21 protein-coding genes are annotated in these 22,217 nt (G+C 41.3%); 2 read left to right on the top strand and 19 right to left on the bottom strand.

Annotated elements, in window-relative coordinates:
* Positions 1–30 precede the first annotated feature (30 nt).
* The 9 genes from F7732_RS10365 to F7732_RS10325 form a co-directional block, all read right to left on the bottom strand.
* Entirely contained in the window at positions 31–489 is a 459-nt protein-coding gene (locus tag F7732_RS10365) for a YajG family lipoprotein (RefSeq protein ID WP_151573798.1), read from the bottom strand.
* 101 nt (positions 490–590) lie between these two features.
* Positions 591–1,211: a thymidine kinase gene (locus F7732_RS10360; protein WP_151573797.1), complete on the bottom strand. Its 621-nt coding sequence runs from the start codon at positions 1,209–1,211 to the stop codon at positions 591–593.
* A 141-nt stretch (positions 1,212–1,352) separates the two neighbouring features.
* A complete protein-coding gene (gene rpmE / locus F7732_RS10355) occupies positions 1,353–1,556 on the bottom strand; it encodes a 50S ribosomal protein L31 (protein WP_066442311.1) in 204 nt (67 codons plus the stop codon).
* A 176-nt stretch (positions 1,557–1,732) separates the two neighbouring features.
* The gene (gene rho, locus F7732_RS10350) at positions 1,733–3,004 is read right to left on the bottom strand and encodes a transcription termination factor Rho (RefSeq protein WP_066442309.1); all 1,272 of its coding nucleotides are present in this window, start codon (positions 3,002–3,004) and stop codon (positions 1,733–1,735) included.
* A 391-nt stretch (positions 3,005–3,395) separates the two neighbouring features.
* On the bottom strand, positions 3,396–4,358 hold the full coding sequence (gene glpX, locus F7732_RS10345; RefSeq protein WP_151573796.1) for a class II fructose-bisphosphatase: 963 nt from the start codon (positions 4,356–4,358) through the stop codon (positions 3,396–3,398).
* Between the two features lie 40 nt (positions 4,359–4,398).
* On the bottom strand, positions 4,399–5,685 hold the full coding sequence (locus F7732_RS10340; protein WP_151573795.1) for a UDP-N-acetylglucosamine 1-carboxyvinyltransferase: 1,287 nt from the start codon (positions 5,683–5,685) through the stop codon (positions 4,399–4,401).
* A 316-nt stretch (positions 5,686–6,001) separates the two neighbouring features.
* Positions 6,002–6,646, bottom strand: a complete 645-nt coding sequence (fsa, locus tag F7732_RS10335; RefSeq protein ID WP_151573794.1) for a fructose-6-phosphate aldolase — start codon at positions 6,644–6,646, stop codon at positions 6,002–6,004.
* A gap of 246 nt (positions 6,647–6,892) precedes the next feature.
* Positions 6,893–7,750 (bottom strand): class II fructose-bisphosphate aldolase, encoded by an 858-nt coding sequence (locus tag F7732_RS10330; protein WP_151573793.1) that lies wholly within the window; start codon positions 7,748–7,750, stop codon positions 6,893–6,895.
* 208 nt (positions 7,751–7,958) lie between these two features.
* Positions 7,959–8,330, bottom strand: coding sequence for a response regulator (locus F7732_RS10325; RefSeq protein WP_151574487.1), 372 nt, complete (start codon positions 8,328–8,330; stop codon positions 7,959–7,961).
* A gap of 211 nt (positions 8,331–8,541) precedes the next feature.
* On the opposite strand from F7732_RS10325, the gene F7732_RS10320 reads away from it, so the two are divergent.
* Complete coding sequence (locus F7732_RS10320; protein ID WP_338024099.1) at positions 8,542–9,063, top strand: DUF2529 family protein; 522 nt, start codon at positions 8,542–8,544, stop codon at positions 9,061–9,063.
* A gap of 61 nt (positions 9,064–9,124) precedes the next feature.
* Here F7732_RS10320 and F7732_RS10315 read toward each other — a convergent pair whose 3' ends face one another.
* The 10 genes from F7732_RS10315 to F7732_RS10275 form a co-directional block, all read right to left on the bottom strand.
* Positions 9,125–10,726 carry a CTP synthase gene (locus tag F7732_RS10315; protein ID WP_066442292.1) on the bottom strand — a complete coding sequence of 534 codons (1,602 nt, stop codon included), beginning with the start codon at positions 10,724–10,726 and terminating at the stop codon, positions 9,125–9,127.
* Positions 10,727–11,040: 314 nt separating this feature from the next.
* Positions 11,041–11,598 (bottom strand): DNA-directed RNA polymerase subunit delta, encoded by a 558-nt coding sequence (gene rpoE, locus F7732_RS10310; protein ID WP_066442288.1) that lies wholly within the window; start codon positions 11,596–11,598, stop codon positions 11,041–11,043.
* Positions 11,599–11,915: 317 nt separating this feature from the next.
* Positions 11,916–12,074, bottom strand: coding sequence for a hypothetical protein (locus tag F7732_RS22620; protein ID WP_161598861.1), 159 nt, complete (start codon positions 12,072–12,074; stop codon positions 11,916–11,918).
* Positions 12,075–12,252: 178 nt separating this feature from the next.
* Positions 12,253–12,918, bottom strand: coding sequence for a TetR/AcrR family transcriptional regulator (locus F7732_RS10305; RefSeq protein WP_151573791.1), 666 nt, complete (start codon positions 12,916–12,918; stop codon positions 12,253–12,255).
* A gap of 111 nt (positions 12,919–13,029) precedes the next feature.
* The gene (locus F7732_RS10300) at positions 13,030–14,172 is read right to left on the bottom strand and encodes an acyl-CoA dehydrogenase (RefSeq protein ID WP_151573790.1); all 1,143 of its coding nucleotides are present in this window, start codon (positions 14,170–14,172) and stop codon (positions 13,030–13,032) included.
* 24 nt (positions 14,173–14,196) lie between these two features.
* A complete protein-coding gene (locus tag F7732_RS10295) occupies positions 14,197–15,327 on the bottom strand; it encodes an acyl-CoA dehydrogenase (protein ID WP_151573789.1) in 1,131 nt (376 codons plus the stop codon).
* 30 nt (positions 15,328–15,357) lie between these two features.
* Positions 15,358–16,209, bottom strand: a complete 852-nt coding sequence (locus F7732_RS10290; protein ID WP_151573788.1) for a 3-hydroxybutyryl-CoA dehydrogenase — start codon at positions 16,207–16,209, stop codon at positions 15,358–15,360.
* A 16-nt stretch (positions 16,210–16,225) separates the two neighbouring features.
* Positions 16,226–17,413, bottom strand: a complete 1,188-nt coding sequence (locus F7732_RS10285) for an acetyl-CoA C-acetyltransferase (protein ID WP_151573787.1) — start codon at positions 17,411–17,413, stop codon at positions 16,226–16,228.
* Between the two features lie 396 nt (positions 17,414–17,809).
* Positions 17,810–18,556 (bottom strand): hypothetical protein, encoded by a 747-nt coding sequence (locus F7732_RS10280; protein ID WP_151573786.1) that lies wholly within the window; start codon positions 18,554–18,556, stop codon positions 17,810–17,812.
* A gap of 162 nt (positions 18,557–18,718) precedes the next feature.
* Positions 18,719–20,830, bottom strand: coding sequence for a 4Fe-4S dicluster domain-containing protein (locus F7732_RS10275; protein WP_151573785.1), 2,112 nt, complete (start codon positions 20,828–20,830; stop codon positions 18,719–18,721).
* Between the two features lie 176 nt (positions 20,831–21,006).
* Between F7732_RS10275 and cls the strand changes: the two genes are divergently transcribed.
* Positions 21,007–22,215: a cardiolipin synthase gene (cls, locus tag F7732_RS10270; protein ID WP_151573784.1), complete on the top strand. Its 1,209-nt coding sequence runs from the start codon at positions 21,007–21,009 to the stop codon at positions 22,213–22,215.
* Positions 22,216–22,217 lie beyond the last annotated feature (2 nt).

Raw genomic sequence — 22,217 nt, 5'->3', positions numbered from 1 at the left:
TAACGGCAGCAGCTGCTGCCGTTTTTTGTTTTACCGTTCTTCATTTACTCGTACTTCTATGTCATAACGAGGCAGCGCCTTCACAAGTGCTTTATGCAATTTTGCTTCTGCATCAATTTTTTCTTCCTGGTTCATCCTGTCATTGTGATAAGCAGTTACCCACAGCTTTTCTCCATTTATCCATACCTGGTCCGTTTCAAAGCCAGCTATACGCACCGTTTCTTTCGCATGATTGATATCATCAGATTGATTAACTGCATTGCCGTCTAAATTTAAGAAGTTGGGATTTTGTTCGTCCATCGTATGCTCCCGTGTACGCTGAATTTGCTCGTCCCGCTCATTATTAGTATTTGAAAGAAACGTGGTACCTTTTAAGGTTTCGTTTTGACCGTAAAGGCTGCGCGTATTTTGTACATCGTTTTGGGTTCCATTTTGCGCACATCCTGCCATAAAAAATGCCGCAAAAAGCATAATAAAGAACACTTTCATGCTAACACCTCCTGTTATTAGGATATCCGCTGAGACGAACGTTTCTCAGTCCAAATAAAGGAAGTAAAAAAAGCTGTCTGGCAAGATCCAGACAGCTTAGCTTAAGATAATGTTTCTGTTTCAGTTGAATTCTTTAACGTATTAGGCGATTTCGGTACTTGATGGTGATGTCTGCAGCGAGGCTCATACGCTTCGGATGCGCCAACAAGGATAATTGGATCATCATATGAAGCTGGTTCGCCGTTGATTAGCCGCTGTGTTCTGCTGGCTGGTGACCCGCAAACAGCACAGACAGCTTGAAGCTTCGTCACTAGCTCGGCAATAGCCATCAAGCGCGGCATAACTCCAAAAGGCTCACCGCGGAAATCCTGGTCTAAACCTGCTGCAATCACACGATGTCCGCTATCAGCCAGATGCTGAATAACATTCACAATCTCATCGTCAAAAAATTGAACTTCATCTATAGCAATCACTTCAATGTCAGAAGTGATATTCTGAAAAATTTCAGTGGAATGAGCAATCGGTTTTGCCATAACGGATGAGCCGTCATGTGACACAACAGCTTCCTCACTATATCTGTTATCTATTTGCGGTTTGAAAACAGCAATCTTTTGCTTTGCAAACTGAGATCGTCTGACACGACTGATTAATTCCTCAGATTTACCAGAAAACATACTGCCGCAAATTACTTCCACCCACCCATGATGTTTCATTACATACACAAACGGCATCTCCTTCCTACAGCCTCATCTGCATGCAAAATGCAGCGATGATAAGGGAAAAATCAGGTTTATAAGTAGTATTATTGCAATAAAAAACAGGCAAGAGAGAAAACTTGCCTGTTTTTGTGTTGTTTATGTTTATTATTTCTTAATGCCGTATTTTTTATTGAAACGATCAACACGTCCGCCAGCTTCAGCGAATTTTTGACGTCCAGTATAGAATGGGTGGCACTCAGAGCAAGTTTCTACGCGGATTTCTTCAAGTACAGAACCCGTTTCGAATTCATTACCGCATGCACATTTCACCATTGCTTTTTTGTAGTTAGGATGAATTCCTGCTTTCATTCTTTTCATCTCCTTCCGCCCTGAATCATGCTGAGACAGAGTTATATGTTACGGATAAACCGTAAATTAAAAACGCACTGGAATCATTATAACAAGTACAAACATTTTTTGCAAATATCATTTTTCATCTATTGTCGAAACATAAATGATTTTAACATTTACATATAAAACAAATTTTATGACTGCGAACGCTTAGACTTCATTTCTTCAGCAAGATTAGCATAAAATTCTTCATTTGATTTTGTCTGCTTTAACTTGCGCAAGAATTTATCGGCAAAATCTGGTGAATCTGACATGGACTTGCGAATCGCCCAAAGCATATCAAGATGTTCCTTCTTAATAAGAAGCTCTTCTTTTCTTGTGCCTGAACGGCGAATATCAATTGCAGGGAAGATTCTTCTTTCAGCAAGAGCACGATCAAGATGCAGTTCCATATTTCCTGTACCTTTGAACTCCTCATAAATCACATCATCCATACGTGAGCCTGTGTCTACTAGCGCAGTTGCTAAGATCGTTAAGCTGCCGCCTTCTTCAATATTACGGGCAGCACCGAAAAAGCGTTTTGGACGATGGAAAGCAGCCGGATCAATACCGCCTGATAAGGTTCTTCCGCTTGGCGGAATGACCAGGTTATAAGCACGGGCAAGTCTAGTAATACTGTCCATAAGGATGACAACATCACGCTTATGCTCAACAAGACGCATTGCTCGCTCAAGCACCAGCTCTGCCACTTTGATATGATTTTCAGGAACTTCATCGAAGGTTGAACTGACAACGTCACCTGCTACAGACCTTTCAATATCAGTTACCTCTTCCGGACGCTCGTCTATTAAAAGAACAATTAATTCTGCTTCCGGGTGGTTTGTTGTAATGCTATTGGCAATTTCCTTTAACAGCATTGTTTTCCCAGCTTTAGGAGGGGCTACGATTAAGCCACGCTGTCCAAATCCGACTGGCGCCAAAAGGTCCATTATACGTGTAGAAATATGCCTTGTTGTCGTTTCAAGGTTCATCAGACGATTTGGATATAATGGCGTCAAACCAGGAAAGTGAACACGTTCCTTAGCCGTTTCTGGATCATCATCATTAACAGCCTCAACTTGCAGTAAGCCAAAATAGCGTTCATTTTCTTTTGGAGGACGCACTTTTCCTGAAACTTTATCTCCGTTTCTTAAGTCAAATCGGCGGATTTGCGATGCAGAAATGTAGATGTCCTCTGAGCTTGGGGAGTAATTAATTGGTCTTAAGAATCCAAAGCCTTCCGATTGGATAATTTCCAGGATTCCTTCCATGAAGAAATAGCCTTCTTGCTCCGCTCTTGCTTTCAAAATGGCAAAAATAAGCTCTTTCTTTGATAATTTGCTATAATAAGAAACTTTATATTCGCGTGCTAGCTCATAAAGCTCCTTTAATTTCATATTTTCTAAACTCGATATATTTAATCCCATATCAAACAACACCACTCTTTTGAATTTTCAATCAATATCCCTATACGGTTTTATAAACTGAATCAATTTAAATAAGGAAAGATAAATAAGCATGAGGTTTCTAGAAGTTATTGAAGAATCCTTGATTTATGTTTGAGAGATCACCGCAGCACGGATTGTATTGAGGGGTCCCGTAAAACAATCTCTATTTTACCCTTTACGTTCAGTGTTAATCAACTGTATTTTTTTGTAATTATTTATGAAGGAATGGAAGGGTTGGAGCTAAGCAGCGATCCAGCTAATGTTTAAAAACAGAGGCTTCGCTTATTTTTAAACTGTTTATGTTTATCAGGTTAGAAAAAGCAGGGGAAACTGCATCTTTCCCAGTTCCCCAATATTGTGATCTATGCAATTATCTCATAACAAGATTTGGTTTCTTTTTCAAACTATGACGGCCTTCAATGAAACGGACGGTTCCTGACTTTGCTCTCATAACAACAGAATGTGTAGAACCATATGAGCCTTTAAATTGCACCCCTCTAAGCAATTCGCCATCTGTTACACCTGTAGCAGCAAAAATGGCGTCATCTCCTTTTACGAGGTCTTCCATTAAAAGTACATTATTCACATCGAGACCCATTTTTAAACAGCGTTCTAATTCAGCATCATTTTGAGGAAGCAATTTCCCTTGAATTTCACCGCCTAAGCTTTTTAGGGCCACTGCTGCTAAAACACCTTCTGGCGCTCCGCCTGATCCGAATAATATATCAACACCCGTATGATCAAATGCAGTATTAATGGCTCCAGCCACATCTCCATCATTGATTAGCTTTATTCTTGCACCAGCTTCGCGAAGCTCGTTAATAATATGAGCATGACGCTCTCTGTTTAAAACCGTTGCCACAACGTCCTCGATATCTTTATTTTTTGCCTTGGCAACAGCCTTTAAGTTATCTAAAACAGATGCATTAATATCTATTTGGCCAACCGCTTCAGGACCAACCGCAATTTTATCCATATACATATCAGGTGCATGAAGCAAATTCCCATGATCTGCTACTGCTAAAACGGCAAGAGCATTCCAGCCGCCAGAGGCGACAATATTAGTTCCTTCCAACGGATCTACTGCAACATCTACACGCGGACCATAGCCAGTTCCAAGCTTCTCACCAATATAAAGCATTGGGGCTTCATCCATTTCGCCCTCTCCAATGACAACCGTCCCCTTCATAGGTACGGTGTCAAAAACGTCTCTCATTGCAGATGTAGCAGCATCATCGGCTTCATCCTTTTTACCTCTGCCCATCCAGCGTGCTGAAGCAAGCGCAGCTCCTTCAGTTACTCGGACAAGTTCCATTGATAAGCTTCTTTCCATCCGTTGTTCCTCCCCAGATAACGACATTTCTCTCTATTATTTACGCATTATTTAATTGCTCAATCTCTTCTTTCGTCAGCTTCTCGCGCCAGATGGTCGCACCAAGACCGCAAAGCTTGTCCACCAGATGACTATATCCGCGGTCGATATGCTCTAGTCCGGTTACCTCTGTAACACCTTCAGCCATAAGTCCGGCTATGACAAGAGATGCACCTGCTCTAAGGTCACTTGCCTTCACTTTTGCTCCCTGCAGCTTAACTGTGCCATTTATGATGGCTGAGCGTCCTTCTACCTTTATATTGGCATTCATTCTTCTTAGTTCATCAATATGCTTAAAACGAGCGCCATAGATCGTATCTGTCACCATGCTTGTTCCTTCAGCTGCTGTTAAAAGCGACGTAAATGGCTGCTGGAGGTCTGTTGGAAAACCGGGGTATACAAGCGTTTTTATATCAACCGCTTTCATTTTGTCTGCCGGCCCCACAAATACCTGATCATCGTTTGCTTCAATCTGAACGCCCATTTCTCTGAGTTTTGCGATCAAAGATTCTAGGTGATGAGGAATCACATTGTCTATCAGCACACCATCTCCAGCTGCTGCACCAAGAATCATATAGGTCCCTGCTTCAATACGGTCAGGAATAATTGTATGTCTGCAGCCATCAAGGCTATCCACACCATCGATGCGAATGACATCTGTTCCTGCTCCCTTAATTTTAGCACCCATATTGGTTAAAAGTGTGGCTACATCAATAATTTCAGGCTCTTTTGCTGCGTTTTCAATAATCGTTCTTCCCTTAGCCCGAACAGCAGCAAGCATAATATTAATAGTCGCTCCTACACTTACTACGTCCAAATAGATTCTTGCACCGCGCAGTTCATCTGCCCGCAAATAGATCGCACCCTGCTCGTTGGTCACATGTGCACCTAATGCTTCAAATCCTTTGATATGCTGATCAATTGGGCGAGGACCGAGATGGCATCCTCCGGGCAAGCCAATCACGGCCTTTTTAAAACGGCCGAGCATCGCACCCATTAAATAATAGGAAGCCCGTAATTTTTTTACCTTCCCATTTGGCAAAGGCATGGAAATCATTGAAGATGGATCAACAGTCATATCATTATTCTCGAAACTGACTACCCCGCCAATTTCTTCAAGAAGTCCTTTTAAAATCTGAACATCAGAAATATCCGGCAAACCTTCAATCGTCACAGGCGACTCTGCTAATATCGTTGCGGGTATTAAGGCGACGGCGCTGTTTTTTGCACCGCTGATTCTGACCGTCCCTTTTAATGGACTGCCGCCTGCAATCATAAGCTTTTCCATTATGATCTCCCTTCTTTTGCCTGGTATGTCAATGCAATAGTTGCAATTGCAGTCTTTCCTGCGGACAGGCATGTCCTCGTCTAATCCATAATTTTTGATAACACCATCTGAATCCGGCCTATCCTTACACTACAGTTTACACGAAAATTTACCAGTCATATACTGATATAAAAAAAGTGGTTATATTTTGAATAGCGAGTTAATTGTTATCTATAATTAAAACTTTTTTATGTCATCAACTACCGCATTTTTAAGCTGTTGAGAAAAGTTTTGTCCAAATGCTGACAAAAACGATGAAAATATGAAAATCGTTTAATTAAGACCGAGAGTTCCAGTCTGCTAGGAAGGCTTCAATGCCTTTGTCTGTTAATGGATGTTTGAAAAGCTGCTGAATTACTTTGTATGGAATCGTGGCAATATGCGCTCCCCGCAAAGCCGCGTCCGTTACATGCTGAGGATGTCTAATAGAAGCTGCAATAATTTCAGTGTCAATATCATGGATGGCAAAAATCTCAGCAATGGTTGAAACTATATCAAGACCATTATGACCGATATCATCTAATCTTCCAAGGAATGGGGAAACATATGTAGCACCTGCTCTGGCAGCAAGTAATGCTTGATTAGCACTGAAAATAAGCGTAACGTTTGTTTTAATGCCTTCTTTTGTAAAAACATGGACTGCTTTTAGTCCTTCTGGTGTCATTGGTACTTTAATTGTGATATTTGGAGCAATTGCGGCAAGCTCTTTTCCTTCTTTAATCATGCCTTCTGCATCAAGAGCGATAACTTCGGCACTTACCGACCCGTCTACCAGCTCTGTAATTTCCTTTAAGCGATCATGAAAGGATACGTCTTTTTCTTTTGCAACAAGTGATGGGTTTGTTGTTACCCCTGCTATAATCCCTAAAGCGTGTGCTTCTTTAATTTCTTCCATATTAGCTGTATCAATGAAAAATTTCATTTTAATTCCTCCCTATTTTCAAACCGTACCATTTTTATGAACAAAAATCGTTGAGTTTCAAAACTATCCCAGTCTCACTTTTAATCTCTTATGTATGTCAATGAAAGAATCAATAATGATCAAGAGGCTAAGAAAGAAGAACCAGGGGAATATATCTGTTCTAAACTAGTAAACATTAAGGAAGATTACCTTTTTATAATGAAGGGAAACCGCCTTTTGGTAAAGGCGGTTCCTTTTCACGTTCAATTATGCTTTTGCAGATGAACCAAATTCACGCATTTTGCCGATAACTGTTTCTTTAATCGCCTCACGTGCAGGTCCTAAGTATTTGCGCGGATCATATACTTCACTATCCGCTGCAAGTACTTCGCGAACGCGTTTTGCAGATGCAATTTGGTTTTCTGTATTTACGTTGATTTTTGCAGTACCTAGAGAAATTGATTTTTTGATATCGTTAGTTGGAATTCCAGTTCCGCCATGAAGTACAAGTGGCACACCAGTCAGGTTCCCAATCTCTTCCATCTCTACAAATCCTAGGTTTGGTTCACCCTTGTAAGGACCGTGAACAGATCCTAATGCTGGAGCAAGGCAATCAATGCCTGTGCGTTTTACAAGCTCGTCACATTCTTTAGCATCAGCATAAATAACGCCTTCAGCAACGACATCATCTTCCTGTCCGCCTACTGTTCCAAGCTCAGCTTCTACAGAAACACCTTTTGAATTAGCATATTCAACAACTTTAGTAGTTGTTTCAACATTTTCTTCAAATGGGTGGTGTGAAGCATCGATCATAACAGATGTGAAACCAGCATCAATTGCTTCTTTACATTTGTCGAAGCTTGAACCGTGATCTAAATGAATGGCAACTGGGACAGTGATTTTATAATCTTCAAGAAGTCCTTCTACCATTTTTACAACTGTTTTGAAGCCGCCCATATAACGAGCTGCACCTTCTGATACTCCTAAGATAACAGGAGATTTTTCTTCTTCTGCTGCTTGAAGAATCGCTTGAGTAAACTCAAGGTTGTTTAAATTAAATTGACCTACTGCATAACCTTCTGCTTTTGCTTTATTCAGCATGTCAGTCATAGAAACTAAAGGCATTATACTTCCTCCTTAATAATGATCGCTTGTTGATACAGGTTGTCTGCATTTAAGTTTACCCTATCATGCTGCTGATTATGTAGCAGAGAAACCTGAAGCGACCTATGGAATTCATTTGTATCATACCAAAATGGACAAGGAATTGCTATTATTCCATTGCAATTTTATAAACTGTCATAAAGCAAGCGCTACCATTGGAAAATCATGCTTATTGCGGGACAGGCAAGTACTTTTTAACGGCAGCTCTAATGTCATCAATATCAAACGGTTTGGCAAAATGTGTTAAAGCACCTAGATCTTTTGCTTCTTGAATCATATCTAATTCGCCATACGCTGTCATAATAATGACGCGGATTTCTTTGTTATCGACGCGCATTCTTTTTAAAATTTCAATCCCATCCATCCCGGGGATCTTCATATCTAATAGGACCAGGTCCGGTGTATGCTTTGCGACAATATCAAGAGCTTGAACTCCATTAGCAGCTTGAAATGTTTCGTAGCCTTCTTTCTGCAATACTTCGTTCAGCAATATACGGATGCCAAACTGGTCATCGACAATTAATATCTTCCCTTTCAAAATAGCCACCTCATTGATTATATTTTTTCGAAGAGCTTGTAAATACTATGTAAAAATGTAGCTTTCGCCCAGTCTCATCTTGTAAAATTCTCCTTACCCAATGATAATTCCTGCCTTATTCTTAATTTCGCGTTTTTAATTTCACCTTTTCCACTTGTTTTACTATAATTAAAATTCATACATGCTTAAGAAGGAGGAAATTCGTTTGTTAAAAATGTTTTCTACACAGCTGACAGGTGTCTTTAACACCCTGCAGGAAAAAGAATCTGAGACCATTGAAGACGGTGCACGGCTGCTGGCTCAAGCGGCTGCAGGAGCAGGTACCATCTATATATATAGCACACACGAAATGAAGGCTATTGCTTATGAGGCGACAGAAGGGGCAGAGCCGCTGCAGAATGCTAAAATCTGGAGCGAGGAGATGCCGCTTAGCGAGATCCATGATACTGATCGCTTTTTAATCGCTGCGCGAAGCGGAAATGACGAAGAAGCTCTAAAGCTTGGACGGGCACTATCTGATCGGTATATTCCTTTTGTTGCGATTTGTGCTAATAGCAAGAGTGATGCAGGAGAAACGCTTGAGGCTCTTGCAGATGTCTGCATATCGCTAAAGCTGACAAAAGGACTTCTGCCGGATGATGTTGGGAACCGTTTTGGTTTTCCATCCGCTATTGCTGCTTTATTTGCCTATCATGGCATTAAATTTACTTTAGATGAAATCATGGCGGATTATTAATTTATTCCTTTTATTAGAGAAAAAAGCGGAGAAAACACAATGTTTTCTCCGCTTTTTAATATTATTCACCTTGTTTAAGTGACGCACCTATAAAGTCGCGGAATAGCGGCTGCGGGCGTGTTGGTCTTGAAATGAATTCTGGGTGGAATTGTGAAGCAACAAACCAAGGGTGATCTTTTACTTCAATGATTTCTACAAGTCTTCCGTCTGGACTAGTACCAGAGAAGACAAATCCTGCCTTTTCCATATCTTGACGATAATGATTGTTAAATTCATAACGGTGGCGATGACGCTCATAAACAACTTCATCCTGATATGCATCAAAAGCAAGCGTATCTTCCACAAGCTTACATGCCTGCAGACCAAGACGCAGTGTACCGCCAAGATCTTCAATATCTTTCTGTTCTGGCAATAAATCAATAATTGGGTGTTTCGTATCTGGGTTAATCTCAGCAGAATGAGCTCCATCAAGTCCTAAGACGTTACGGGCAAACTCAATGGATGCCAGCTGCATGCCAAGACAAATGCCTAAGAATGGTTTCTTTTGTTCACGGGCATATTGAATCGCAAGAATCTTCCCTTCAATTCCCCGATCTCCAAATCCGCCTGGCACCAAAATACCGTCAGCATCACTTAAAAGCTCAGAAACATTTTCAGCTGTTACATTCTCTGAGTTAATCCACTTTACATCAATATCTGCATCATGAGCGTAACCTGCATGCTTTAATGCTTCAACAACGGAAATATACGCATCCTGCAGTTCAACATACTTTCCAACAAGTGCAATCTTTGTTTTCTTCGATAAATGCAGAACTTTATCAACCAATTGCTTCCATTCAGTCATATCTGCTTCCTTACAATCAAGCTTAAGGTGCTGACAGGCGATTTGATCAAGATTTTGTTCCTGCAATGCCAGCGGTACTGAATATAATGTTTCCGCATCCTGGCACTCAATAACTGCCTCTTTATCAATATCACAGAATAATGCAAGCTTGTCCTTCATTTCTTGGGAAATTGGCATTTCTGTTCTGACAACTACTACATTCGGCTGAATGCCAAGGCTTCTTAGTTCCTTAACACTATGCTGTGTAGGTTTTGTTTTCATTTCACCAGCAGCTTTAATATAAGGAACAAGCGTACAGTGAATATACATCACGTTATCACGGCCGATATCGCTCTTAATTTGGCGAATCGCTTCAAGGAAAGGAAGAGACTCAATATCTCCTACCGTTCCGCCGATTTCAGTGATCACTACATCTGAATTTGTTTCATGACCAGCGCGGAACACTTTATCCTTAATTTCATTTGTAATGTGCGGAATTACCTGTACAGTGCCGCCATTGTAATCTCCACGTCTCTCTTTTCTTATTACAGTGGAATAAATTTTCCCTGTAGTAACAGAGCTGTACTTTGTTAAATTGATATCTACAAAACGCTCATAGTGTCCTAAATCCAGATCTGTTTCCGCTCCATCACCTGTTACATATACTTCTCCGTGCTGATATGGACTCATCGTTCCCGGGTCAACATTAATGTATGGATCAAACTTTTGAATGGTAACGCTCATGCCCCTATTTTTTAATAGACGGCCAAGTGAAGCAGCTACAATTCCCTTTCCTAATGACGATACAACACCGCCTGTAACAAAAATATATTTTGTCATTTACTATTCCCCCTTCAATACAGTTTGTGCAATTTTTTCTTTCTTTAAGGCTGTTTTTGTAAACTTTGTTGCTTTTAGAGGGAGATGACTTTTATAGATTTTACTGCCCCGATCTGCATGTGTTTACGCGTGGTCATGTACCTCACTCATCTCCAGCCATACCTTAAAAATGAATTGGACACTTCCGCAGAAAAAACAAAAAGCGCTCCACTTACTATTTTTCAAGTAAGGGAGCGCTGTAAGCGTATCATTTATCGTTCCTTTTTTAAGGAGCCCAAAAATGATTCTACAAGCCTTATATAAAAAAGTCAAGATTATAAATCCTCTTCGTCCTCATCTTCATCCAGGTCTTCGTCGAGGTCATCTTCATCGTCTTCTTCATCAATATCTTCGATTAGATCGTCGTCTTCTTCTTCAAACTCATCAAGATCATCATCAAGAAGATCATCGTCTTCATCGTCATCTTCATCAATATCATCGTAATCTTCAATGTCGTCGTAATCGATTTCTTCTTCATCAAGCTCGTCATAATCTTCCAGTTCAAGATCATCATCAGCCGTTTTCTTCGCCTTTTTCTTTTTAGGCTTAATGACTGTAACAACTTCCTCTTCATACTGATCAACAGGATACCATGTACGAAGTCCCCAGCGATTATCTCCAAGGCCAATAAAGCGGCCATCAATATTCATATCCGTATAAAATTGTGAGATTTTCGCTCTCACTTGCTCATCCGTCATTTCTAAAAGATCCTTCACTTCATTCATAATATCATTGAATGCAGCAGGTTCTTTCTTTCCTTTTAAAATTTCATATGCGATTTCAATTAAAGACATTTCCTGCAAATCTTCTTTTGTGAATCCCTGTAAAGCCATCTTCGCACGTCCTTTCACTATGTAAGGCTTTATGCAAGCCGATTAATCATATCAGTAAACCCTTTTATCCACTGCATTTATAGGCAGTGAAGGCATATTCTTCATTATAAACAAATTTCAAGGGTTTATGCTAGTTATATCTTTTAGGATTATTCTTTTTTAGACGACAAAAAAACACAAATCAGCCAAAAGCTGTTATTTTTACAGCGGCCAATTTGCATATAAAAACAGAGTCTAAAAGGAGTGCTTTCAAGTTTTGGTCTGCTGACCGTTCGGAAGATTTACAGCGCATGAAAGCAAGACAGGGCAGGATAGGATCATCTATTTCCGCCTGTCTCTTTCATTTGTTTATATGCAAGCCGGCTAAAGTAGATCGCTAACATAAAGAATGGAATGGCGCCAAGCTGCCATTGATATAATAGATAAAAGAATATGATAAAACATGAAATCGCGCTAAACCAAATAATCCGTCTCAATTACTCACATCCTGAATATCAATATCTGTGAAGTTCAAGCCAGAATACAATCAATTTTATTATAAAGGATATTGTATGCCATTGTATAATATTAATGTCAGAAAAGTCACTACTAAGTAGAAAAGGTCTGCGATAGACTAGTGCAGACCTTTTAAATTATCATAATATTTAACTACTATTACTTTTGTGACCTACTATCTGGCTGAAACTCCACAGCCGAGGCACTTCCTTGGATGCCTTGAAAAAGCAGCTCGGTCTGCAGCTGAATATATTGCTCTAAGCTATACATTTTTTGCAGTGTCCAACGGCGGAAAGCCCACATTTGTCCTTGAACGAAAATGTTATGAGCGATCATCTTTACTTCTTCCATAGCCAGATCCAGTTCCCCGTTCTCCACACAGAGCGTAACCACATGCTCAAACATAGCAACCATCTCAAGCTCTTTTTTCAAAACATATGGCAAGGCATCTTTAGATAAGGACTTCACTTCCTGATACATGACCAGTACTTCATCCTGCATTTCATCCACTACTTTGAAATAATCAGAAATTCCTTGCTTTAGACTTTCAATTGTCCCTTTTTTAGTATCCAGTCCTTCATACAGCCTCTCTCGCACTTGATCATATATGCTGTCGCAGACAAGATAGAGGACATCCTCTTTTGTGCGAATGTATTCATATAAAGTGCCAATGCTAAATCCAGCCGCCTTTGCAATTTCCCGTGTTGTTGTCCGATGAAATCCTTTCTGGATAAAAAGTGTAACAGCGCCTTTAATCATCTGATCACGCCGTTTTTTAACAAGACGTTCATCTTTTACGGAAGCCTGCACCTGTCTTTTTTTCATTTTATCAACACCTTTTATTTCATCCATTGCTAATTAGTTGTGTAGGATAAAATCTTGGCTGTAACACCACTACTTTTGTTGAACCTTAATAAAGACTGTTCCATAAGTTTATCAGGATTGGGTGAGCATTCTTGAGATGACGAGGCGCTGGATTTCTTGGGTGCCTTCATAGATTTGGGTGATTTTGGCGTCGCGCATGTAGCGTTCTGCTGGATAGTCTTTGGTGTAGCCATAGCCTCCGAAGATCTGGACTGCTTCTGTTGTCACTTTCATGGCCGTGTCTCCTGCGAATAGTTTGGACATAGCAGATTCTTTGCCATATGGGAGACCAGCGGATTCTAGCCATGCAGCCTGGTAGGTCAGCAGTCTAGCTGCCTCAATGCCTGTTGCCATGTCAGCCAGCTTAAAGCCGATGCCTTGCTGGGCTGCAATTGGCTTCCCGAATTGATGACGTTCCTTGGCGTAATCACTAGCGGCATCAAGCGCACCTTGTGCAATGCCGACCGCTTGTGCTGCTATGCCATTTCTTCCTCCGTCGAGGGTTTTCATCGCAATTTTAAAGCCTTCTCCCACTTTTCCTAACACATTCTCAATAGGCACTTTGCAGTCTTCAAACATAATTTCAGTTGTCGGAGAAGAGCGTATGCCTAATTTCTTCTCTTTTTTGCCCACAGAAAACCCTTCAAAATCAGCTTCTACAATGAATGCAGTTGTTCCCCTCTGTTTTTCCTCGGGGCTTGTTAGTGCAAACACCACATAAATATCAGCAATTCCGCCATTTGTAATAAAGATCTTTGAACCATTTAGAATATAATGATCGCCTTCTAAACGGGCCGTCGTTTTCATGCCGCCTGCATCTGATCCGCTTCCAGGCTCTGTTAATCCGTAGGCGCCAATTTTTTCCCCCAGCGCCATAGGCTTTAAGTACTTTTGCTTTTGTTCTTCATTTCCAAATGTATAAATAGGCCAGCCAGCAAGCGACGTGTGCGCGGACAGTGTCACGCCAGTAGAGGCGCATACTCGAGATAATTCCTCGACTGCAATACAGTAGGCTAAATAATCACTGCCAATTCCGCCATACTCTTCCGGCCAAGGAATTCCTGTTAATCCGAGCTCAGCCATCTTATCGAAAATCTCACGATCAAAGCGCTCCTCTTCATCACGCTCAGCAGCGGTAGGAGCCACTTCATTGCGGGCAAAATCACGGACCATTTTCCGAATCATCTCATGCTCTTCTGATAATTTGAAATTCATTTTCTCCCCTGCCTTCTTCATTCACTAAAGGTTTTTGCTGATCACAATCCGCTGAATCTCACTAGTACCTTCATATATTTCTGTAATTTTGGCATCCCGGAAATAACGTTCGACAGGATAGTCCTCTGTATAGCCATAGCCTCCAAAAACTTGGATGGCCTCTGTCGTCACTTCCATCGCTGTTTTTGATGAAAACAGCTTTGCCATGGACGCTTCTTTCCCGCATTTCTCTCCATATTGGCGCATCTGTGCAGCACGATAGATTAATAGTTTAGATGCTTCAACACCCGTTGACATATCGGCGAGCTTGAAACCAATTCCCTGCTGAGTAGCGATTGGCTTGCCAAATTGCTGCCTCTGGGTAGCATAAGCGGTGGCTGCTTCCAAAGCGGCCTCTGCAATGCCAAGCGATTGCGCAGCAATTCCAATACGCCCTGCATCAAGGTTGGCAAGAGCGATCTTAAATCCTTCTCCTTCTTGCCCGAGCAGATTTTCCACTGGCACTTTCATATCTTCAAAGCTTATTTGAACAGTCCTTGAGCCATGCAGCCCCATCTTTTTCTCATCTTTGCCAATTACAAAACCAGGAGTATTTTTTTCAACAATAAAAGCCGAAATGCCCTTACTCCCGAGTGCAGGATTAGTAGAAGCAAAAACAATATAAACATCCGCTTCGCCGCCGTTTGTTATAAAAACTTTCGAACCATTTACAATATAATGATCTCCGTTACGAATGGCTTTTGATTTTAAAGCCGCAGCATCAGAGCCTGCGTTTGGCTCTGTCAGGCAGAACGCACCTAAATATTGTCCGGATGCGAGCTTGGTGACATATTTCTGCTTTTGCTCTTCTGTTCCAAAATAAAGGATCGGATTCGTTCCTACGGAAGTGTGGACAGATAAAATCACTCCTACCGTTGCGCTCACCTTAGAAATTTCATGAATCGCAGTAATGTATGAAACAAAATCCATCCCTGAACCGCCGTATTTTTCAGGAATTGGGATGCCCATTAAGCCTAACTCACCCATTTTATTAAGGATATCGCGAGGAAAGACACCGCTTTCCATTTGTTCAACAAAAGGGGCAATTTCCTTTTGCGCAAAGTCACGCACCATCACCCTCATCATTTCCTGCTCTTCAGAGAATCTTAAATCCATCATTTGTTCCTCCCAGATGCTCACATTGAATTAATTGTATTCATAAAAGCCGCGGCCCGTTTTTTTGCCGAGCCAGCCTGCCTTCACATATTTTCTCAGCAGCGGACACGGCCGGTATTTATCGTCACCAAACCCTTCATGAAGCGTTTCCATAATATAAAGGCAAGTATCTAAGCCGATAAAATCAGCAAGTGTGAGCGGTCCCATCGGATGATTCATGCCGAGCTTCATCACCTCATCAATTGCTTCTTTTTCAGCGACTCCCTCATACAGTGTAAAAATGGCTTCATTAATCATCGGCATAAGCACACGATTTGAAACGAACCCAGGAAAGTCATTTACTTCAACCGGCACTTTTTTCAGCCTGTGTGTTACGGCTTCAATCTCTTCATATACTTCGTCAGCTGTCGCCAATCCGCGGATAATTTCAACCAGCTTCATGACCGGAACCGGATTCATGAAATGCATGCCAATGACCTTCTCTGGGCGATTTGTACTGGCTGCAATTTCTGTAATCGGCAAAGAGGATGTATTGCTCGCTAAAATGGCATGTGTTGGTGCCCATTCATCCAGCTGTTTAAAAATGCGCGACTTAATTTCCATATTTTCAACAGCCGCTTCAATAATCAGGTCACATTCCTTGGCATCTGCAATATCTGTAGACACGGTAAGTTTGTTTAAAGTGGTGTTCAATTCTTCTTCGGCCAGCTTTCCTTTGCTGACCTGCCGAGATAAGTTCTTTTGTATTCCTGTCATGCCGCGGTCAAGGTGATCGTCGGTTAAATCATTTAGAATGACCTCGTAGCCAGCTGCAGCGCACACCTGTGCGATACCTGAGCCCATTTGCCCTGCACCAATGACCATAATTTTTTCAATCTTCATCTTTACTCCCCCACCTTTACGATTTTGGAACTTCAATCATGATGGCATCTCCTTGACCGCCGCCGCTGCAAATGGCTGCGATTCCGATGCCGCCGCCTCTTCTCTGCAGTTCATGCATGAGTGTTAAAATAATTCTCGTCCCGCTCGCACCAATCGGATGCCCAAGTGCAACAGCTCCGCCGTTTACATTAACTTTATTTTCATCCAATCCTGCTATCTTCTTGCTCGCCAACGCTACAGCTGCAAAAGCCTCGTTAATTTCAAACAGATCAATATCTTCCAGTCTATGCCCTGTCTTTTGAAGCAATTGATTGATGACAAGTCCTGGTGTTTGCGGAAAATCCTTTGCTTCAACAGCCAATGCTGTATGTCCAAGAATGTATGCGCCGATTTTTTTCCCTTCCTTTTGTGCTCGTTCTTCGCTCATGAGCACTAAAGCGGCAGCTCCATCATTGACTCCCGGTGCATTTCCGGCAGTAATCGTGCCTCCGTGACCAAACGCAGATCCAAGCTTAGACAGCCGTTCAAGTGAAGTATCCTTTCGTGGCGATTCATCCTCTGCCACCATAACCGGTTCGCCTTTGCGCTGCGGTACCTCAACGGAAACGATCTCTTCGGCAAGTTTTCCTGATGATATCGCTTCTATCGCACGCTCATGGCTTCTTAAAGCCCACTGATCCTGCTCTTCACGGCTGATTTCCAATTCTTCCGCTGTACTATTTCCATACGTGCCCATATGTGCACCTGTAAAACTGCAGCTAAGTCCGTCACTAATCATTGAATCCTGAACAGTTCCATCCCCCATCCGCAATCCCCATCTCGCTTTTGCCAGGAGGTATGGCGCATTGCTCATGGACTCCATTCCGCCAGCTACAATAACCTCTTCATCTCCAGCACGAATGATCTGATCGCCGAGTGTCACACTTCTCATACCTGATGCACACACCTTGTTAATGGTTTCCGTCTTGACATCCCAAGGCAATCCGGCTTTTCTGGCAGCCTGGCGGGAAGGAATCTGCCCCTGTCCTCCTTGAAGCACCGTTCCAAGAATCACTTCACCGACATCCGCTGGACTCACATCTGCCCGTTTCAGAGCCTCCCTGATCGCAGCGCCCCCTAAATCTGATGCTGTTAAACTGCTTAAACCTCCAGCAAACTTTCCTAAAGGTGTTCTAACTCCTGCTAAAATAACAGTTTTCCCCATGTTTGTTCGCTCCTTTTTTATTTGATTTTAGCTAATTCACCGGAATTCATATAATGACTGAACGCTCACTCAATTTTCAGCTGTAAAAATGCATCTGATAAAAAGGATGTTTATTGCCTTTTCGGGATGTTAATAGTTCACTTTTTGAAAGCGCTTTAATTTTATTCTATTTTACCTTAAAAGTTATTAGAATTGAAATACTTTACTTAATTTTCTTAAAAATAGTTAGTTTTATTCAAATAGATAGTCATTAATGATCCCTTGCTGTTAGAAATCCCCTGAATGATAAAAGCACGCCGTAACGGCGTGCTAAGAAAACGTATTGGTCATGTTCCCATTTCCATCTGAATTGTCCTAAGAATCTGCTTGTATTAAATGCTTAGGCGTCTTTAATCATCAAGGACAATTACTTACCACCAATTCACCATTTCCAAGCTGTGTTGTAGAAGCTGTAAATGTGTTGGTGCCATTAATTGTTAATGAGATGCTCTTGTTATTCATAACACCATTTAACCGTAAGATATACGTCGGCGCATTTCCAAACAATTGAGGATTATTTGTTACTCCTTGACCAGTAATGACTACTTCACCAGTCGGACAGTGCGGAACATCAAAAGTGACCGCTGTAAACGTAAATGGCGGTACGCCATCTGCACCAAAATAGGTAAACGTGAACTCATTATCGTCGAAACAATTCTCACATGTGTGGCCATTATACCTAACTCGCCCATGATCATTGCTGGGTAATAATATTCCATTAATACTTACTGTTGTGTTGTTAGCACCATTTCCTCTGTTAATATTGAAGTTATTACCTGCTTGGTTAGATGTTTCACATCCGCAATCTCCAGGTGGTGGTGGCGGCGGGTTTGGCACTACTTTGCTGAAACCGCAAATGCAGTCGCAGTCTAAGATAAGCTCGTGCAGTTCATATGTGTAATCAGCCGGCAGCCAGTAATAAAATAAAGCACAGCCATTTTTGTCAATTACGCCCGAAAACCAGAATTCTTGATTTTGCCCTACAGTCAGGAATTCGTTCCCTTTTAGAAGAATACGGTACCAGCCTGGTCCTGATTTTTTTAATAGCTTACAAGCACAGTCTTTACAATGATCTTTTGGGTTTAACCAATTGCATAAACACATAATCTTCACCTCCTTTATGGCATAATATGCCAACAAGAAGGTGTGGACAGGGTGCTTGTACTATCAGATATAAAATAGGCTTGAATTTGTGTTTCTGTATAAAACTAAAGTTAGATCCAGCAAAGAGTAATTTATCTTAGCTGGATCTCTGTATATATTTTTTTAAGAAGCAAGCTCCTCTTTTTCTCCAACAACAGCTTTCTCCAGAATTTCAGCCACATCATATGTGTGTACCTGCTCTTCTACTTCCTTCGCTTTTGTGCCGTCAGACAGCATCGTTAAGCAATACGGACACCCTGAGCTGATGACTGAAGGGTTCACGGCCAGTGCTTGTTCGGTACGAGCAACGTTGACGCGATGGCCTGTTTCTTCTTCCATCCACATCAAACCTCCTCCTGCACCGCAGCACATGCCGGTATCACGATTTCTTTCCATTTCAATGAGCTTAACACCAGGGATTGCCTTTAAGATCTCACGCGGCGGATCGTATACCTCGTTATATCGTCCTAAGTAGCAGGAATCATGGAAGGTAATGGTCTCATTCACCTCAAAGATTGGCTGCAGCCTTCCCTCTTCCACAAGTTTTGCCAGCAGTTCTGTATGGTGATAAACCTCTGCCTGTAAACCGAAATCTGGATATTCATTTTTAAAAATGTTATAGGCATGCGGATCAATTGTAACAATTTTTTTCACTTCGTTTTTCTCAAATTCCTCTATATTTTTCACTGCCATCTCTTGGAATAGAAACTCATTCCCAAGTCTTCTTGGTGTATCTCCAGAGTTCTTTTCCTTATTGCCGAGAATGGCAAATTTGACGCCGGCTTCGTTTAAAAGCTTCGCAAATGACAGCGCAATTTTTTGACTGCGGTTGTCATAAGAACCCATGGATCCAACCCAGAATAAATACTCAAACTCTTCGCCTGCTTTTTTCATTTCCTTGACTGTTGGCACATGTACATCCTCACGTGCTTCTCTCCAGTCTTCTTTTTCCTTGCGGTTCAGTCCCCAAGGATTGCCCTGACGTTCGATATTCGTCATGGCCCGCTGTGCATCTGCGTCCATTTTTCCTTCAGTTAATACTAAATAACGTCTTAAATCGATGATCTTATCCACGTGCTCATTCATTACCGGACATTGATCCTCACAGTTGCGGCATGTTGTACACGCCCAGATTTCTTCCTCTGTAATAACCTCGCCAATTAGGCTCGGGCTATATGCAAGGCCGGCAGCCGCTTCTTCTGCTCCTTGTCCTGCAGCAGCAAGTGCAAGCTGATTTCCTTTCGTATTCGAAAATGCGAATGTTGGCACCCATGGCTGCTTCTGTGTAACCGCTGCACCGTGATTTGTCAGATGATCACGCAGCTTCAAAATGAGATCCATCGGTGACAGCATTTTCCCTGTTCCTGTGGCCGGACACATATTCGTACAGCGTCCGCATTCTACACATGCATAGAAGTCAATCATCTGATGCTGTGTAAAGTCTTCAATTTTCCCAACACCAAAGCTCTCTTGTGATTCATCTTCAAAATCAATCTTCTGCAGCTTGCCAGGGTTTTCAAGACGGTTAAAATAAACATTGGCAGGACCAGCAATTAAATGAGCATGCTTTGATTGCGGCACATATACAAGGAATGCGAGCAAGAATAACAAATGCATCCACCAGGCCGCATAGAAAACTGCAATGGAAGCTGTCTCACCTATCCATGAGAATGCGATGGCAAATAGAGATGCGATTGGTTCTGTCCAGACTGGATCATGTCCATGCCAGATTAAACTCATCCCATTTCCCAATAGCACTGAAAGCATTAATCCGCCTATAAAAATTAATACTAAACCAGATTTTAATCCTCTTTTTAAACGAACGAGTTTTTCAATGTATCTGCGGTAAAATGCCCATACAACCGCAATGAGGATCATGAATGTCACGATTTCCTGGAAAAACGTAAAACCTGGATATAGCGGTCCAAGCGGCAAATGTGCACCAGGTTTAATTCCTTTTATAATGAAATCAATGGCTCCGAATTGGACAAGAATAAATCCATAGAAAAACATGACATGGATGATGCCGCTTTTCTTATCCTTCAGTAATTTCTTCTGACCAAACACATTGACCCAAATTTTGTTCATTCGCTCTTTAATATTGTTGTCAAACTCCACCTTTTTCCCAAGCTTGATATACTGTATCCTTGTTCTAATGACATACACAAACAACCCTATTGCGTAAGCGGTTACAAAAACAAATGCAATCAGATTGAGCCAAAGCAAACCGTTCATGATAATCTCCTTCCTATTTTCAGTTAAATATCTAATTTTCTGAATTTATACTTAGTCCTATCATATATAATGAATGAGCATTCAGTCAATACATAAACACAATTTTCTCGATAATAATTCATCTATGATAGAAATGTTATTTGCGGAGATACTATAGAGAAACGCTTAAGGAGCTGATGCTATTGACTATACTTCAAACGATTTTATTGGTTTGCCTTGTTTTAATCGTCTGGATCGTTATTGATTTTCAGCTCGGTAAAAAAGCACATAAAAAAAAGACGGATATGTTCGATCCAATTACACGTGAAAGCGAAATTCAATTATTTACATCAGGTCTTGAACTCTACACGGATCTTTTTACTGGAATGCGAACAGCGAAACAACATATTCATGTGATGTTTTATATTGTAAAAGATGATGAAATCAGCAAGGAGTTTTTTGGCATTTTATGTGACAAAGCGAGAGAAGGAGTAGAAATTAGGGTGTTACTCGATTGGGTCGGCAGCTTTCCTCTTCGCAAGAACGTCGTTCCAATGCTGAAGAGCCAAGGAATACAATTTTCATATGCTAACGCGCCAAAGCCTCCTTTTTTGTTTTACTCCTCTCAAACACGCAACCATCGTAAAATTACCGTTATCGATGGAAAAACAGGCTATATCGGCGGATTTAATATTGGCAAGGAATACATGAACAACGATCCGAAATTGTCACCGTGGCGGGATTATCATTTAAAAATAACTAATGATGGTGTCCGAGATCTTCAGGCCGGATTTCTAAAAGATTGGCATAAAGCAACCAAAACCAATTTATTAAGCAATTCCATCTATTTTCCCGAATTGCCTAAGGGACCCATCCGCCATCAGATCATGCCGACAGATGGTGTTTATTTGGAAGGAAGTTTTTCTGCTTTCATTAGAAATGCTAAATCTTCAGTGATCATCGGCACTCCTTATTTTATTCCAAGCAAAAGACTGATGGATGACCTTTGCCATGCCTTGAAGAGGGGCGTAGATATTCACATACTTGTTCCTAAAAAAACAGACCATTTACTTGTTAAGGAAGCTTCTTTTCAGCACCTGCGAAGGCTCATTAAAGAAGGTGCATACGTTTACGAGTATTTACATGGTTTTTACCATGCAAAAGTCATGGTCGTTGACGAGAGCATATGCGATATTGGAACTGCCAATCTGGACAAAAGGAGCTTATTTTTAAACGAAGAAATCAATTGCTATATTTTTGACGAAGCATTTATTAAAATGGTGAGGGATGTCTTGAAGAAGGATATCTCGAACTCAAAACGGGTAACGTTAAAAGAACTAAATACGCTCAATCCAGCTACCCTATTTAAAGAAACCATCGCACGCAGTGTTGCCAGTTTCCTTTAATG

It is taken from the genome of Bacillus mesophilum, from assembly GCF_008923265.1.
In the GTDB taxonomy this organism is placed as follows: Bacteria; Bacillota; Bacilli; order Bacillales; family Cytobacillaceae; genus Cytobacillus; species Cytobacillus mesophilum.
The sequence above is the reverse complement of the archived record's forward strand: the minus strand, read 5'-3'. Positions and strand labels throughout refer to the sequence as shown.

Bases quoted from the DNA above. Each gene is read 5' to 3' on its own strand.
- F7732_RS10365 (WP_151573798.1), bottom strand. From the start codon at position 489: ATGAAAGTGTTCTTTATTATGCTTTTTGCGGCATTTTTTATGGCAGGA.
- rpmE (WP_066442311.1), bottom strand. From the start codon at position 1,556: ATGAAAGCAGGAATTCATCCTAACTACAAAAAAGCAATGGTGAAATGT.
- rho (WP_066442309.1), bottom strand. From the start codon at position 3,004: ATGGGATTAAATATATCGAGTTTAGAAAATATGAAATTAAAGGAGCTT.
- glpX (WP_151573796.1), bottom strand. From the start codon at position 4,358: ATGGAAAGAAGCTTATCAATGGAACTTGTCCGAGTAACTGAAGGAGCT.
- F7732_RS10340 (WP_151573795.1), bottom strand. From the start codon at position 5,685: ATGGAAAAGCTTATGATTGCAGGCGGCAGTCCATTAAAAGGGACGGTC.
- fsa (WP_151573794.1), bottom strand. From the start codon at position 6,646: ATGAAATTTTTCATTGATACAGCTAATATGGAAGAAATTAAAGAAGCA.
- F7732_RS10330 (WP_151573793.1), bottom strand. From the start codon at position 7,750: ATGCCTTTAGTTTCTATGACTGACATGCTGAATAAAGCAAAAGCAGAA.
- F7732_RS10320 (WP_338024099.1), top strand. From the start codon at position 8,542: ATGTTTTCTACACAGCTGACAGGTGTCTTTAACACCCTGCAGGAAAAA.
- F7732_RS10315 (WP_066442292.1), bottom strand. From the start codon at position 10,726: ATGACAAAATATATTTTTGTTACAGGCGGTGTTGTATCGTCATTAGGA.
- rpoE (WP_066442288.1), bottom strand. From the start codon at position 11,598: ATGGCTTTACAGGGATTCACAAAAGAAGATTTGCAGGAAATGTCTTTA.
- F7732_RS10305 (WP_151573791.1), bottom strand. From the start codon at position 12,918: ATGAAAAAAAGACAGGTGCAGGCTTCCGTAAAAGATGAACGTCTTGTT.
- F7732_RS10300 (WP_151573790.1), bottom strand. From the start codon at position 14,172: ATGAATTTCAAATTATCAGAAGAGCATGAGATGATTCGGAAAATGGTC.
- F7732_RS10295 (WP_151573789.1), bottom strand. From the start codon at position 15,327: ATGGATTTAAGATTCTCTGAAGAGCAGGAAATGATGAGGGTGATGGTG.
- F7732_RS10290 (WP_151573788.1), bottom strand. From the start codon at position 16,209: ATGAAGATTGAAAAAATTATGGTCATTGGTGCAGGGCAAATGGGCTCA.
- F7732_RS10285 (WP_151573787.1), bottom strand. From the start codon at position 17,413: ATGGGGAAAACTGTTATTTTAGCAGGAGTTAGAACACCTTTAGGAAAG.
- F7732_RS10280 (WP_151573786.1), bottom strand. From the start codon at position 18,556: ATGTGTTTATGCAATTGGTTAAACCCAAAAGATCATTGTAAAGACTGT.
- F7732_RS10275 (WP_151573785.1), bottom strand. From the start codon at position 20,830: ATGAACGGTTTGCTTTGGCTCAATCTGATTGCATTTGTTTTTGTAACC.
- cls (WP_151573784.1), top strand. From the start codon at position 21,007: ATGCTATTGACTATACTTCAAACGATTTTATTGGTTTGCCTTGTTTTA.